Raw genomic sequence first — 13,179 nt, 5'->3', positions numbered from 1 at the left:
CGGGTCATTCCCCCGCGAGAGACACCTCCCGCGTCGGGAATTGGCGTCAGCTATCCGTTGGATTTCACCTCTCTTTTGTTCCGCCCGGCCCCGATTTCGGCAATCCCCCCAGCCGGGGGGAGTTGGCCTGTGCGTTGCTGGTCCAGGAATTCGGCCAGCGCACCTTCCTGATCGGGGCGCAGGGCATCGGTGGCAGCCAGATATTCCGGCGGTTCGCCCCGAAGCAGGATGGACGGACACTGGCCGTCATAATTGCCGAGATTGGGACGGTGCTGCTGGTAGCCGACCAGCGCGGCAAGCTCTGGATCGAACGCACGGGCCGCATTGGGCGGATAGGTCAGCCATTGATTTTCGTAGGGCTTCAGCCAGCCCAAGCAATAGCTGACAATGATGCCACGCCGGATCGCGCCAGTCATGTTGGCGCCGGCGCCATGCAGCGTAGAACCGAGGAAGAGGATCGCCGAACCCGGCTCCGCCTCAACCGCCACGGGCTGCGCGTCCTGCGTGGAGCCGGCATTATGGCTCCCAGGCCAGATCAATGTGGCGCCGTTTTCAGCTTTGAAGGGAGAAATCGGCCACATCACGTTGACGAGATACTCGATCTGGCCGGTCGGGCCGCGCCACATATCCTGATCCCTGTGAGGAAACTGCGCCGGGGCTCCTGGATGCAGTTCGAGCGCCTGCGTCAGGTTGAGCTGGATGGTATCGCACCAGGGGTCGAGAACCGACCGCACCAAACACATGATCGCGGGATGGCGCACGAGCCGCTCGACAGCGGGTACGCGTTTCAAAAGGCCGCCGAAGCGCTTGGTGCGCGGACCGTAGAAGCCTCCCTGACAAAAGGGTGTGGCGGCAAACCGCGGATCGAGGGCGTGATCGATCTCCGCGATCTGTGTCTTGGATGCGATGTCCCGCAACACGCAGAAGCCGTGCCGCTGCAGATCGTCATCGACCGCAGGTTCGACAGCATGGCCATAGGTGGAGAGATTTGTCATGGTGCCCTCCTCAAGCAGCCTTGGCTAGATCGGCAAGGCCGACCGAGCGCCAGATGCCGCTGGCCTGCAGCTGCTCGCGGGTGCGGCCATCGATGTCGATCTGCAAAGCGACAAGGCAGCAACTACTTGTTGAGGCGGGCAGGCCGAGGGGGCGGCAGGCCCAGCCAAAGCTCAGGATCTGCTGGAACCAGGACCACTCCGCAACGCCGGTATAGCTTTGGATTCGATTGCGCAGCGCATATCCGACGAGTGCGGACACCAACCGATTGCGCACCTCCAAGCGCTCTCGTGCGCGCAATCGTCGTGCAAGACAAAAGCGCGTGATCTCGAGGATCGCACCACCCTGGGGAGGCGCTTGTTCACATAGTTCGGAGAAAATGGTGCCGAGAATATGGTCACCGGTCGTGGGAAGCAGCCGCGCCGAGGCAAGATGCTCGCCCTCGGCGTCGGCTATCGCGATGTAGACGGCACGGTCATTGTCGAACTGGTCTATTTCATAGCGGCCGGCGACGACCGGCACGTCCCAACGCAGAAGATCGACAAATACCCGTTTGCGTTCCTCGAACATCGAACGGAACAGGCGGTTCCCCATGGCGCGGGCAGCGCCGGTTTCGATATGCATGACAGCCTCCTTTGGTGAGGCGGTCAGTCGATCAGGCCCGCGTCCTTTCGGTTATCCCCAGTCCTGGGGAGATCATCGGCCGAAAACATCTGCGAAGCTGATCTGTCCATCGAACAATGCGCGGATCGCCAGCAGCGTGCGCTTCGTCACGCCGTAGCGGTCGCGCGCATCCTTTACATGCTGGATCACCGTTTCCTGCCCAATGCCGAGGATTTGGCTAATCTCCCAGTCGGTTTTCCCGCGTGCTACCAACGCCACACATTCGGCCTGCCGCTCAGTCAGGCACGGGCCTTCGCATGGAGCTAGGGTTTGACGGGAAAGCCTGCGCGCGGCTTCGAATGCGAAGCTGCCGATCAGCTGGACGAGCGGGAGCTGTCGTTGATCGAGCACGTCGCCTGACCCCATGGCGAATGAGCAGGACCCATTCACCTCACCAGGAATATGGGCAGGAACCGTGAAACCATCGCCCAGCCCGGCGTCGTGCGCCTCCGCCAGGATCGACCGATCAGCAGCGCTAAGCGTGATGAGGGATTGAACCGACGACCAGGCAAAGCCGATATTGGTGCGATGGCTGGCCCGGTGGATCGGGTCACTGGCATAGAGGCGACGCGCCTGGAAACGCTCCACCCATTCTGGCGGATAATCGACGATATGGACAGAGCTCACTGCTGGCTTGAGGTCGATATGGTGGACCAGGGCAAAGTACCGAAAACCCATCTCACGCGTGATCTCGGCCATCAGACCGGCGAGTGCTCGACTGTCCTTGATTGTCGCGGCGACCGCGCAGAATTCTTGAACTTGGCCAAGCCCGATCATCACGGCCCAAGCGAGATCAGAGGAGCGCGTCCATGTTGAGATGACCGTCGCGAACCGCGCGCAGCACCAGCTGCGTTCGGCGCCGCACGCCGTAGCGCCGGCGCGCGGATTCAACATATTCGTGCACGGTGTCGCGGCTAAGTCCGAGGATCTGGGCAATCTCCCAATCGCTCTTTCCTTGGGCCACGAGCGCGATACATTCGACCTGGCGCGGACTGAGGGAAACGAACGCCAAGGTCCTCATCTCTTCGCCGAGCAGTTCGCGCGCCCGGTCATAAGCGACCGAACCCAGCAACCGGGCAGAGAGAATTTCCGCCGCATCCAGCGGTTCATCGCGCGATCGGGCGACGGTGAAAATCGCCTCAGGTTCACCCGGCGTCCTGATCGGCAAACTATAGCCCGCTGCAAGGTCATGATTCCTAGCGCGTTTCAGGATGCTTCGCTGGCGCGACGAAAGCTCAAGCACGTCGCCCACCCGATCCCAGGCGAGCCCCGACGGGGTGCGGGCGCAGGCCGCGTGGATGGGGTCCTCGATATAGTGGCGCTCCTCAAGCACCTCCTCGAGCCAGGCCGGCGGATAGGTGGTGAGGAACAGGCGCTGCCCGCCTCCGTGCCGAAGATCGACATTGTGGAGCAGCGTGAACCAGCGGAAGCCGAGTTCGCGCACGGCCGCATCAATGGTGTCTTTCAAATCGCCGAGATTTCCAGCACGCGCACATTCCTGTGCGAAACGCGTGAGGTCGTCCAGGCGGCCGCAGTCTCTTATCCTGTTCGCCATAGACGATCGAGCTCGTCGCCAAAAGAACTTCTCGTCCAGCGTTAAGCGGCCAGCTCCGCGATTATCACGGTGAGTTGAGAACGATTCGCAAAAACCTGCGTGGAATGAATCGCCTATGACACTTTGCCTGATGGTAAAGTGTCATAGGCGACAAAGAACGCTTCAATTGTGCGGATTTCGGATTCACATTGATCCTTGTATGTGCTTGATTCAGTCGCGTTATGTTTCATCCCACCACTCCTCTTGAGCCTTCTGTCAGCTGCGATATCGCTGCCGTGCTCGAGAGATTGGCGCAGGTCTCAAGCCGCCCCCGCTACGCCTTCATGCTGCTCAACCTGATTGCCCAGGTTGCTGGCCCCGACGGGAGCGCCGGTCCGTGGATCAAGCGGGACAACGAGCTTGTTTCGCTGCGCGACTGGCTTTGCGACGCTCTCACGCCAATGGCCCAGCGCAGCACGCGTAACATGGCCTTGGGCGAGCGGGTCCATAGAGACCTTGTCAGAAGCGGCGTGCTTCCGCGCGATGCGCAGGATGCACAGCGGGCGGTCGCTGAGGAAATGCGTTCGCGCATTCGAACTGCGGGCAAAAGCAATCTCAGCCGTGCGGTTTCCGAACTCGTGAATGCGGGACTTCTACGCCGCCACTATCAGGGCTATCGCGTCGACCACCAGAACCGCGGCGGACAACGCCACGCCGTCTATACATTGGTTGGAGATGCGCGTCTTCTCAGCCCGACAGCTCGCGCGCTGAAAGCGTCGGCCCAAGGTGAATTCGCGTTCACGGGATAAGCGAACTTGCATCCCGCCTGCAGCATTTGAACAGGATTGCCATCAGGATTGATTGACTTCGGCTATCCCAGCCTGACGCAGAAAATCAGCGGCCCCTAGGTTCATGTCGATCTCCATTCCGGATCGGAGCCAATGATAGACGAAAGGCAGGAGCAGCGGATTGCTGGTTCTGCGCTGGAATATGCTGTTCTGAAATTCGCGCGACCGTCTTTCGCATTCGCTATCGTCACAACCTCCCGCGAGCGCCAGTTCCCATAGTGCTTCAGCCTCTGCGCGGGCTAGCTTCTGAGCATCCGCCGCATCACGCTGCCGGAAAGCATCGCGCACCGCCCAGGACAGAACCGGGGTTGCTGGAACGAGGACCGTGACAACGAAATCGGTGAAGGGCAGATTGAGGGCTAGCCCGGCAGCTACAAGCCCGAGCACGATTGCTACCGCCCCGGCGACCAACAGGAAACTGTAGTTTTCGCGCAGCTTTGCGTCATACCACAGGTTTGTTCGTTGGCAGATTATCCGCGCTAAATGCAATGGCGCCCGTCCAACAGCAGCCGGATACCAATCGATGAGCTTTGCATCACCCTTGGGCCATCGCCGATCCGCCTCGGCGATAATCTCCGGTTCAAGCGGCTTGCCGGCGGCAAATTTGCTCCATGGCAATTTTAAAAGGTCGCAGTCGAACCGCTCGCAGATCAGAGCCGCAATCTTCAAGCGGCGCTTCAAGGCTCTGTCGAGAAATCCGATGTCGATAAGCGTGAGGCTGACCGATACCGCGGCGGCGACCGGGCGTATCGCCGGCATGAATAGCGCGACGATCGCCATCACAACCGGGACAACGACAGTCAAAGTGACCTGCACCAGCTGCAGATGGGTCGCGCGCCGATAGATTTCGGACCGGGCGCGCAGCAGGCGCAAGAAATGCGGTGTGTTCTGACGCTCAGCTATGTCGTTCATGGTCATTCAATCACCACATGGAACGGCGGACTTTGCCCGACAAGGACATCGTCGGCCATCCTGATGATGAAGGCCTCGGCGAGATGCACTCCCCGATAATGAAGTTCCTCCCACCGCCGTCCATTTTGCTGGGGAGTATAGAAGTCGCCCCGCCCCTGCCGCAGTGACAGCGCCGCAGCGCCGGTGTTGGTGATGCGCCACTGTACCCGAAACCCGCTGGGCAACAGCTGTCCTCCGCCGATCCTTGCCTCGAACCACAGGCCTCCCCGACGAGGCAGCACCTCTCCTGGCGTTACCACCCGAATAGGCGTGGAATTGCGGGATTGATGCCAGGTCGCCGTGACATGGACGTCGCGCGACACGTGCGCCGCCTTGCTCCAGCTGGGCTCGAGCATATGCGGGGGCCGGTAAAAGAAGTCCGGGAGGATCGACACGCCATAATCACGAACGACCTCTACCAGGCTGTCAAGATGAGCGGCTGTGCTGGTCAGCAAAGCACGCACTCGCGACACGCCCTCCACATTGGCCTTGGACGCTTCTACCACTTCGCCCTTGGCAAAGGCCTCCCCGAAAACACGGCGCCACGCGGTGATGCTGGAAGCGCGGTCTTCCGCGAGATAAGCATCGTCAATCCATCCACGATATTTGTGAATGAAGGACCTGAAGTTCAGATACTGCGTCTCTGTCCAGCTGGCGGCAAAATCCTCGCTCGAAAGCTTCGGGTTCTCCACCCGCGGTTTGGCCGGCCTATCTTGCAGCCAATCATCAAGCCGTCCGATGACTGTCCGCAGGGTGGTGGGGACATCCGAAAATGCGTCGGAATCCTTATCATACCAGTAGATCTGCATGCCCAACAGCGTCGTGAGCAAAACCGAGGGGCACGTGAACGTGGTCTTGATGTCCCGGAGATACTTCATCAACCGCGTCACTTTGCGGAAGCTGTTTGATCCCGACAGCGCGTTGCGCTCACGCAGCCAAGCTGTGAATTCGACCGGTTCGCTCGCATCGAAGCGGTCGGCAGCACGATTGCAGACTTCCAAGCTTCCGTCATATTTCCGCGATCGAACCAGCGGAGCAATATCCACCTTGCGCTCGCCGGGATAGGTAATGGTGACGCAATAATCCCAGGTTTTGGCCTTGGAGCCATAAACGGAGCTGTCAGCGAATGCCTTTCCCAGCTTTGCGACATAGTCCTTCGCGCTCCAGCCATCGACGGGATCGACGACGACCAGCAGGTCGGCATCGAACTCGCCGCCATCAACCGGCTTGATAATGGTGTCGTGCGCCCACGAACCCTGCTCTTCAAATCCACGGACACGGGGAGACCATTCACATTGGCGGATGAAGTTCCTGATCGCTTCCACGTTGGATTCAAGCAGGTCGATGCGAGTCTGATTGAGGTTGACCGTGTCTTTGAGAAACGACGTGAATTGAGAAACCAGCTTCATGATATCGCCTCAGGCCGCCAGAGCGATGGTCGTGCGCTCCGCACGATTGAAGGCGAAGCCTACCGGTGTGACCGCGCGCGTCCGGAAAAATGCGACCGTATCCGCGTCGAGTTCGACGCGATCCAGAGGGCCGAGCAGCCAGCTCTCCCCATAGATTTCCAGCCAAACCTCTAAGTTGCGTGTCGCCAACCCACCGAGTGCGAGAATATCCTCGGCAGACACAGACGAATGATTGGTCGCCCGCAGGCAGCCATCGATATCGATGATATGGTGGCCGATCACGGTCCTGTTTACGCATTTCATCCTATTGTCTCCGATTCGGTTGTCACACCGTTACAATCGGCGATGAGGATGACAAAAACGGACACCCATGCTCACAATAAGGAAATCGCCGTTCGCAGGGCCACGAAGCCAGGTATCCGTCTGTCCGTGCGGACGACTTGGGAACTACGTGAATTCAGGACCGGCGCTGCGCTCAGGCGAAACTGGCGAGGCGACCTGAAGCGTCGATCTCGATCGCGCCACGCCAGGCGCCAGGCACCGCAGCCAGATCTTCTGAACAGTGATCGGTGACGATCAGCTTGGTCCAGAACAGGCATATTGGCGCGGTGACCGGTTTGCCCCAGCCCGCAAGGTCGATACGGGCCTTGACCTCGATCCGGATGCCTCGCAGCCGCTTCGCGCCGTCAGTTGCCCCTCGCCACATGACGTTTCCTATGCGTTCGCCCTTAGCGAACAGATACGTCACGTTCGTTACCTCACCCCTGCAAGAAACTCCGCCAGGACAGCGGCATGGTTCACCACAGGATCGCGTGCTGCGTAAAGAAGCGTGATGTCCTGCCTTTTTGCGAGGGCGAGCAGCTGCCCAACCACCTCAGTGTTGTGGGTCAACTCGTCACGGTATTTTTGCCGAAAGGCGTCGAAATGCGCGGGATCGTGAGCGAACCATCCTCGCAGGTCCGGGCTGGGTGCGATGTCCTTGAGCCACAGATCGAGAGCCGCGGCCTGGCGAGAGACCCCTCTCGGCCACAACCGATCGACAAGCACGCGACAGCCATCGTCTGGTGCGAGAGGCGCATAGATCCGCTTGATCTGTATCTTGCCCATCAACTGCCTTTCCTGGCTTTGTGTCCGACCCAGGCCGGAGGATCGCTTGCCGGGAAAGATTCGATCGAAGCCTCATCGATCTCATCGATGAGTTTGCCGCTTGCCAACACTTCACGCACTTGGCGCGTGATTTCCAGCTTAAGGCCAGCCAGGATCGAAGCGCTGCGACTGTCATTGGCCGACGTCACGCAGCCGCAGAAGCGTTCGAGCACGACCTCTTCGACAAGCAGATCAAGCGGTCGATCCTCGACGCGGTGACGTTCGGCGATACGCCGCGCGGCGGCGGCGACCGCTTCGGGATTGATTGGATCATCATATTCATGCGTCATCGGCCCGCTCCGTATTCGCCTAAACCAAAGCCATCCTGGCCGCAGCGATCAGAACATCGAGCCTCAATCCCGACTACTCATCGCGCCAGATTGAACAAGGTCAGCATACCGCCAATCGCGATACCGAAGACCATCATCATGACACCGGCGATCCGCAGAATATAGGTCAGCGGATCCTCATCCTCATTTCCCGCTCGCAACCGGCTTGCGGGCGGTTTCGGGCGTCCGATAGCTCGCCTGAAGCTGGCCTGCCGGAACGCCATGTTGAAACCGAGCAGCACAAGAAGCAGTCCGAAAAAATCCACGAGCCATACATAACCGGGCACATTTCTCTCCTGAAGTTTCCAGGATTGCCGCGCGCGTTCATCCCGCGCATGCCGCCAATCCCTGATCGAGGCCGGCGATCAGATCTTGTTCGGCTTCGAGGCCAATCGAAAGCCGTAGCAGGCTGTCGCTGATGTCCGCTCTTGAGCGCGCCTCCTCGCCCATATCGGCATGGGTCATGGTCGCCGGATGCGCGACCAGGCTCTCGATCCCACCCAGCGATTCCGCGAGCGTGAAATGGCCGACCGCAGCGACAAACCGCCGAACCGCTTCCACCCCTCCTGCGAGTTCAAAGCTCAACATCGCCCCGAAACCGCGCTGCTGGCGTGAGGCGATCCGGTGGCCGGGATGGGCGACGAGACCTGGATAGTGGACTTGGGACACCGCCGTATGTCGGTCGAGATATTGCGCGACGATCATCGCGTTGCGCTGCTGCTGCTCCATCCGGGCAAATAGCGTGCGAAGGCCCCGTAAGGTTAGCCAGGCATCAAACGGCGCGCCTGTGCTCCCCACGACATTTGCCCAATTACGCAAATCATCGACCTGCACCGGATCAGCCGCGACAACTGCGCCGCCGATCACGTCGGAATGGCCGTTGAGATATTTGGTCGTGGAATGGATGACATAGTCCGCGCCCAGCGCGATCGGTTGCTGGATAGCCGGTGAAAGAAACGTGTTATCGACGGCAACCGCAGCCCCCGCCGAGCGCGATTTTGCGGCAAGCTCTGCGATATCGACGACCCGCATCAAGGGATTGCTCGGCGTCTCGATAAGCACCAGTGCCGGAATGTCCTCCAGCGCGGCGGCAAAGGCGCTCTCGTCCCCCTGATCAACGAACCGGACGACGCAATGCCCTCGGTTCGCGCGCGCCTTCAACAGGCGCATCGTACCGCCGTAGCAATCATGCGGTGCGAGGATAAGATCGCCCGGCCCCATTCTCCCGACGAGAAGATCGAGCGCGGCCATTCCGCTCGCCGTGATGACCGCGCCTGCGCCACCTTCAAGCTTCGCCAGTGCCTGCCCGAGAAGATCGCGGGTGGGATTACCCGCCCGACCATAGTCATAGGAGCGCGGTTGATCGTAGCCGGCAAACTCATATGTGCTCGAAAGATAAAGCGGCGGAGCGACAGCTCCAAAGGCCACATCGCTGGCAACGCCGTGCGCGGCGGCGACTGTCTGAAGGCGAGATGCCTGATCTTTGGGTTCAGTCATTGAAGCAACGCCCCTCTGTTACTTGAAGTACGATGCCAGATCGGCTGAGTGGCCAGTTTGCGGCCCAAATATTTTGTAAGTGACCGGCCTGACCGAACTTCGGAAAGACGCCGGCTGCGGCAGGGGGGGCCGCGAGCCGGCGTCTAACCTGGTGAAGTAGCCGCTAAACCGAGACGCCTGCGCCGCCTTCCGGCGATGCGGCCACATCCTGCACCGATCGCCATACTCCGTCTGCGTCATGCACTTATCCTCGGTTTCTGGCTCCCTTCCCGCGCTCCGGCCTGCTTTCGCAGGATCCTCTCCGGGCGCTGTTGTCGTGAAGCAACTTCACTCTGCAGATCGCGTTGTGCCGGTTAGAATACCATAAGACAAATGAATGTTATTTCTGTTTCAATGCATCATAATTGCATTAACTGCTGCTTGCTCATCCCAATTGTTCGAAAATGCCGGTGAAGACCGGCCGCAAGCGCTGAATTTCCTCGCGATGGACAGCCGACAGGGCGTCGAGCAAGGCATAAGCCTTGGGGGTAAGGCGTAGCAGCGCCCGCCTGCGATCGGTAGCAGCCGCCTCGCGCGTAATAAGCGCCAAGGCTTCGAGGCGATTGATCAGGCCCGTGGCGCTATGCGGCTTTAATATCAGACGTTCAGCGACATGGCCGACGGTGGCTTCATCCGGCGGACAGCCCCGGATCGCGAGGAGAGCCTGGTGCTGTTGCGGCGTCAGCCCGACTTCGATGGCCTTTTCCTCGCTGAACGCCTGGAAGCGGCGAATGGCGTGGCGAAATGAGGCCAGCGCCACATAGTCGGCATCCCCCAGCAATTTATCCTTTTGCCTCAATTGATCCTCACTGATTGAAATACATCGCAATGCGATATAATGGGCTCGAGCTACTTTTGCAGGATAATATCGATTCATGTCGCTGACACCCCCACGTTCCGTTGAAGGCCACCAACTCGCCGACCATAGTGTCGATCGCCGCATGGTCATGCTGGCGGTCATGGCCGTCGTGGTCGGGACGGGCGGTGCCTTCGGCGCATGGGTGCTGGTCAAACTCATTGCGATTGCCACCAATCTCTTCTGGTTCGGTCGACTCTCCGCCGATCACTCCGTGATAACCGACGCATCGGTGGGCTGGCTGGTGGTCGTGATTCCGATCATCGGCAGCCTTATCGTGGGTCTGATGGCGCGTTTCGGATCGGACAAGATTCGCGGCCATGGCATTCCCGAGGCGATCGAAACGATCCTCTTCGGCGAGAGCCGACTGTCGCTCAAGGTGGCGCTGCTCAAACCCCTGTCCTCAGCGATCTCGATCGGCAGTGGCGGACCCTTCGGCGCGGAAGGACCGATCATCATGACGGGCGGGGCCATTGGTTCGCTGTTCGCCCAATGCTTCCATCTCAGCGCGGCCGAGCGCAAGACGCTCCTCGTGGCCGGTGCGGCAGCCGGCATGACCGCCATCTTCGGTACGCCGCTCGCGGCGATCTTGCTGGCCGTCGAAGTGCTCCTGTTCGAGTGGAAACCGCGCAGCTTCGTCCCCGTCCTCGTTGCAGCACTTGTTTCCTTCGCCTGGCGTCCGCTTCTGCTCGGATCGGGACCGATGTTTCCAATGGCGGCGATGGCTCCGCAGGAAAGCTGGGCCCTGCTCGCTTCCGGCGGGATCGGCCTCGTCGTCGGTCTTGAAGCCGCTCTACTATCGACATCCCTCTACCGTATCGAGGATCTCTTCCATCGCCTGCCATTCCACTGGATGTGGTGGCCGGCGATCGGTGCGGTGGTCGTTGGTCTGGGTGGTCTCATCGATGCACATGTGCTTGGCGCCGGTTATGCGAGCATCGAGGCTCTCCTCAATGGCTCGTTATCGCTCCGGGTCGTTGCTGCGCTCCTCGTCGTGAAGGCCATCGTCTGGTTGGTCGCGCTGGGGTCGGGCACGTCTGGCGGCGTTCTTGCCCCGCTCCTCATCCTGGGCGGCGCAGCCGGCTTCCTGCTCGGGCAGTTCCTGCCCGGCGATCCGGGGTTCTGGGCCATGATCGGCATGGCGGGAATCATGAGCGGCGCGATGCGTGCGCCGATGACCGGCGCGATCTTCGCGGTCGAACTCACCGGGCACTTCAGCGCCATCCCATGCACGATCGCGGCTGCGGGCGGCGCCTATGCCATCAGCGTGCTGCTGATGCGGCGATCGATCCTCACCGAGAAAATCGCGCGGCGCGGACGGCATATCCTGCAGGAATATACGGTCGATCCGCTCGACCTCATCCAGGCCGGTCAGATCATGACGCGCGATCCGGCGACCCTACCGGGCACGATGACCGTGGAGGCGGCGGTATCCTTCTTCGCAACCAAAGCCGTGCATCGCAGCTATCCGGTGACCGACCCGCAAGGAAGATTGCTGGGTCTCGTCTCTCGCACCGATGCCCTGCGCTGGCAGGGCGAGCGCGACGACGATCAAACGCCGCTCATCGACGCCATCTCGGACGCAGCACAGCCCGTTGCCTATCCCGATACGCCCACCGGCGTCGTCGCCGATCTCATCGTCGAATCCGGCATCGGTCGCATTCCGATCATCGAGCCCGGAACCAGGCGCGTGCTCGGCATCCTTTCGCGCCAGGATCTGCTCAAGACCCGCAGCGCAAACCGCCATGCCGAACTTGGTCGCTCACGCCATCTCGGAACAAAACTCCAACCACGCACGCAGTAGAACGGCCTAGGATCGGTCGGTTACGACGTGCAAGGACGGGACCGGGGAACCAACCCGCACCTATTTTCGTTCGTATTGCGATACAAACTCCTGCCGCGGCATCGGAAAAGGAGGAACGGGGGGACGTCGCATGTCGGACGCCAAGGTGCTGCTGCTGGTTGAGGACGAGCGGCTTATCCTGTGGACGCTGCAGGAGATGCTAGAATTCGGCGGATACGTGGTCATCGCCGCGACCTGTGGGGTGGATGCCATCACTATTCTCGATAGCCGTCATCCTGAAATCGCCGGAGTGGTCACCGATGTGAGGCTTGGGGTGGGTCCCAACGGATGGGAGGTATCGTGGCGCGCCCGAGAACTGCAACCGGATATTCCTGTGGTGTATGCATCAGGAGATAGCGCCGCAGAATGGCCGCTTTATGGTGTTCCCAAAAGTATCATGGTTCCCAAGCCATACGGAACGTCGCAAATGCTGACGGCGATCTCGTCCATTTTTATATCGTCGACGCCCTGAGCGTCTCGTCACCAGTCTTTACAAACGACCTGCGTTTTCGAGATCGAGAGAGCTGAGAAGCGCGGCGGCATCACAACAGATTTCTTGATGGAAAACTTCAATATCTTGCGGTTTTGCGTTGGCTCGATCCCGCTAGAAGGCACAATATGTGTAAACCTCTTCTCGCGCTCGTCGCGCTGCTTTTGATCCCGTCTGAACTCGAGGCGAAGGACGAGGCAAAGCCGTCGTTGCAATTCACCGTTCTCGAAGACGACTATCAGTGGAACAATGACATCGAGAAGGCACGCACCACTCTTGCCCGGGAGATTCCGCCAGGCACGTCCTTCTGGAGCGCGCTCGACGTCCTTGAAGAGGCTGGCGCGCATTGCACGGGCGATCGGCAAGATCCCGAGATCGCGCGTTGTGTCTATTCCGACTGGATGATGGTGCATGACTACTACCGAGCCAATTTTTACTGGACGGCGGTCGTCCACCTCGACGATGGCAAGGTGGGGAGCCTCACGCTCGACCGCACCGTCGAGGAGAAATGAGCGGGAACCGGGTTCGGCATCACCGAATTTGTACTGCGGTCGTCGGTCAGCGAATCCTGGAAGGCTGCG

General features: G+C 60.2%; 17 protein-coding genes. 4 read left to right on the top strand and 13 right to left on the bottom strand.

Annotation, left to right across the window (positions count from 1 at the left end; translation table 11 throughout):
• Positions 1-50 precede the first annotated feature (50 nt).
• From PX554_RS23200 to PX554_RS23185, 4 genes are all read right to left on the bottom strand, one after another.
• Positions 51-995, bottom strand: a complete 945-nt coding sequence (locus PX554_RS23200) for a phytanoyl-CoA dioxygenase family protein (protein ID WP_155187989.1) — start codon at positions 993-995, stop codon at positions 51-53.
• 10 nt (positions 996-1,005) lie between these two features.
• Positions 1,006-1,617 (bottom strand): acyl-homoserine-lactone synthase, encoded by a 612-nt coding sequence (locus tag PX554_RS23195; RefSeq protein ID WP_155187992.1) that lies wholly within the window; start codon positions 1,615-1,617, stop codon positions 1,006-1,008.
• Between the two features lie 72 nt (positions 1,618-1,689).
• Entirely contained in the window at positions 1,690-2,433 is a 744-nt protein-coding gene (locus tag PX554_RS23190) for a LuxR family transcriptional regulator (protein ID WP_230461505.1), read from the bottom strand.
• A 16-nt stretch (positions 2,434-2,449) separates the two neighbouring features.
• Positions 2,450-3,211, bottom strand: a complete 762-nt coding sequence (locus tag PX554_RS23185) for a helix-turn-helix transcriptional regulator (RefSeq protein WP_155187998.1) — start codon at positions 3,209-3,211, stop codon at positions 2,450-2,452.
• Positions 3,212-3,432: 221 nt separating this feature from the next.
• Here PX554_RS23185 and PX554_RS23180 point away from each other — a divergent pair, with 221 nt between their 5' ends.
• Positions 3,433-3,999, top strand: coding sequence for a hypothetical protein (locus tag PX554_RS23180; protein ID WP_275504695.1), 567 nt, complete (start codon positions 3,433-3,435; stop codon positions 3,997-3,999).
• A gap of 42 nt (positions 4,000-4,041) precedes the next feature.
• Here PX554_RS23180 and PX554_RS23175 read toward each other — a convergent pair whose 3' ends face one another.
• From PX554_RS23175 to PX554_RS23135, 9 genes are all read right to left on the bottom strand, one after another.
• Complete coding sequence (locus PX554_RS23175) at positions 4,042-4,956, bottom strand: S-4TM family putative pore-forming effector (protein WP_275504694.1); 915 nt, start codon at positions 4,954-4,956, stop codon at positions 4,042-4,044.
• Positions 4,953-6,398: an SMODS domain-containing nucleotidyltransferase gene (locus PX554_RS23170; RefSeq protein WP_275504693.1), complete on the bottom strand. Its 1,446-nt coding sequence runs from the start codon at positions 6,396-6,398 to the stop codon at positions 4,953-4,955. Before PX554_RS23170 ends, PX554_RS23175 begins: the two co-directional genes overlap by 4 nt.
• A 9-nt stretch (positions 6,399-6,407) precedes the next feature.
• Complete coding sequence (locus PX554_RS23165) at positions 6,408-6,680, bottom strand: hypothetical protein (RefSeq protein ID WP_021318866.1); 273 nt, start codon at positions 6,678-6,680, stop codon at positions 6,408-6,410.
• A 193-nt stretch (positions 6,681-6,873) separates the two neighbouring features.
• Positions 6,874-7,104, bottom strand: coding sequence for a hypothetical protein (locus PX554_RS23160; protein WP_021318865.1), 231 nt, complete (start codon positions 7,102-7,104; stop codon positions 6,874-6,876).
• Positions 7,105-7,151: 47 nt separating this feature from the next.
• Positions 7,152-7,505 (bottom strand): DUF488 domain-containing protein, encoded by a 354-nt coding sequence (locus PX554_RS23155; RefSeq protein WP_275504692.1) that lies wholly within the window; start codon positions 7,503-7,505, stop codon positions 7,152-7,154.
• On the bottom strand, positions 7,505-7,834 hold the full coding sequence (locus PX554_RS23150) for a hypothetical protein (protein ID WP_021318863.1): 330 nt from the start codon (positions 7,832-7,834) through the stop codon (positions 7,505-7,507). Before PX554_RS23150 ends, PX554_RS23155 begins: the two co-directional genes overlap by 1 nt.
• Before the next feature lie 77 nt (positions 7,835-7,911).
• Positions 7,912-8,160 carry a hypothetical protein gene (locus tag PX554_RS23145; protein WP_015449313.1) on the bottom strand — a complete coding sequence of 83 codons (249 nt, stop codon included), beginning with the start codon at positions 8,158-8,160 and terminating at the stop codon, positions 7,912-7,914.
• Positions 8,161-8,197: 37 nt separating this feature from the next.
• The gene (gene metB, locus PX554_RS23140) at positions 8,198-9,370 is read right to left on the bottom strand and encodes a cystathionine gamma-synthase (RefSeq protein ID WP_275504691.1); all 1,173 of its coding nucleotides are present in this window, start codon (positions 9,368-9,370) and stop codon (positions 8,198-8,200) included.
• 424 nt (positions 9,371-9,794) lie between these two features.
• Positions 9,795-10,190: a MarR family winged helix-turn-helix transcriptional regulator gene (locus PX554_RS23135; protein ID WP_015449310.1), complete on the bottom strand. Its 396-nt coding sequence runs from the start codon at positions 10,188-10,190 to the stop codon at positions 9,795-9,797.
• A 94-nt stretch (positions 10,191-10,284) separates the two neighbouring features.
• On the opposite strand from PX554_RS23135, the gene PX554_RS23130 reads away from it, so the two are divergent.
• The 3 genes from PX554_RS23130 to PX554_RS23120 all read left to right on the top strand — a co-directional run bounded on the left by PX554_RS23130 (position 10,285) and on the right by PX554_RS23120 (position 13,110).
• Entirely contained in the window at positions 10,285-12,069 is a 1,785-nt protein-coding gene (locus PX554_RS23130) for a chloride channel protein (protein WP_015449309.1), read from the top strand.
• Positions 12,070-12,199: 130 nt separating this feature from the next.
• Positions 12,200-12,580, top strand: coding sequence for a response regulator (locus PX554_RS23125; RefSeq protein WP_021318860.1), 381 nt, complete (start codon positions 12,200-12,202; stop codon positions 12,578-12,580).
• A 146-nt stretch (positions 12,581-12,726) separates the two neighbouring features.
• Positions 12,727-13,110 carry a hypothetical protein gene (locus PX554_RS23120; protein ID WP_021318859.1) on the top strand — a complete coding sequence of 128 codons (384 nt, stop codon included), beginning with the start codon at positions 12,727-12,729 and terminating at the stop codon, positions 13,108-13,110.
• The last annotated feature ends 69 nt before the right edge of the window (positions 13,111-13,179 follow it).

The organism is Sphingomonas pollutisoli (genome assembly GCF_029167165.1).
Lineage (GTDB): Bacteria > Pseudomonadota > Alphaproteobacteria > Sphingomonadales > Sphingomonadaceae > Sphingomonas > Sphingomonas pollutisoli.
The sequence above is the reverse complement of the archived record's forward strand: the minus strand, read 5'-3'. Positions and strand labels throughout refer to the sequence as shown.

Excerpts from the sequence above, each read along its gene's own strand:
- metB (WP_275504691.1), bottom strand. The coding sequence starts at position 9,370 with ATGACTGAACCCAAAGATCAGGCATCTCGCCTTCAGACAGTCGCCGCC.
- PX554_RS23185 (WP_155187998.1), bottom strand. The coding sequence starts at position 3,211 with ATGGCGAACAGGATAAGAGACTGCGGCCGCCTGGACGACCTCACGCGT.
- PX554_RS23150 (WP_021318863.1), bottom strand. The coding sequence starts at position 7,834 with ATGACGCATGAATATGATGATCCAATCAATCCCGAAGCGGTCGCCGCC.
- PX554_RS23160 (WP_021318865.1), bottom strand. The coding sequence starts at position 7,104 with ATGTGGCGAGGGGCAACTGACGGCGCGAAGCGGCTGCGAGGCATCCGG.
- PX554_RS23120 (WP_021318859.1), top strand. The coding sequence starts at position 12,727 with ATGTGTAAACCTCTTCTCGCGCTCGTCGCGCTGCTTTTGATCCCGTCT.
- PX554_RS23155 (WP_275504692.1), bottom strand. The coding sequence starts at position 7,505 with ATGGGCAAGATACAGATCAAGCGGATCTATGCGCCTCTCGCACCAGAC.
- PX554_RS23180 (WP_275504695.1), top strand. The coding sequence starts at position 3,433 with ATGTTTCATCCCACCACTCCTCTTGAGCCTTCTGTCAGCTGCGATATC.
- PX554_RS23195 (WP_155187992.1), bottom strand. The coding sequence starts at position 1,617 with ATGCATATCGAAACCGGCGCTGCCCGCGCCATGGGGAACCGCCTGTTC.
- PX554_RS23175 (WP_275504694.1), bottom strand. The coding sequence starts at position 4,956 with ATGACCATGAACGACATAGCTGAGCGTCAGAACACACCGCATTTCTTG.
- PX554_RS23170 (WP_275504693.1), bottom strand. The coding sequence starts at position 6,398 with ATGAAGCTGGTTTCTCAATTCACGTCGTTTCTCAAAGACACGGTCAAC.
- PX554_RS23200 (WP_155187989.1), bottom strand. The coding sequence starts at position 995 with ATGACAAATCTCTCCACCTATGGCCATGCTGTCGAACCTGCGGTCGAT.
- PX554_RS23125 (WP_021318860.1), top strand. The coding sequence starts at position 12,200 with ATGTCGGACGCCAAGGTGCTGCTGCTGGTTGAGGACGAGCGGCTTATC.
- PX554_RS23130 (WP_015449309.1), top strand. The coding sequence starts at position 10,285 with ATGTCGCTGACACCCCCACGTTCCGTTGAAGGCCACCAACTCGCCGAC.
- PX554_RS23190 (WP_230461505.1), bottom strand. The coding sequence starts at position 2,433 with ATGATCGGGCTTGGCCAAGTTCAAGAATTCTGCGCGGTCGCCGCGACA.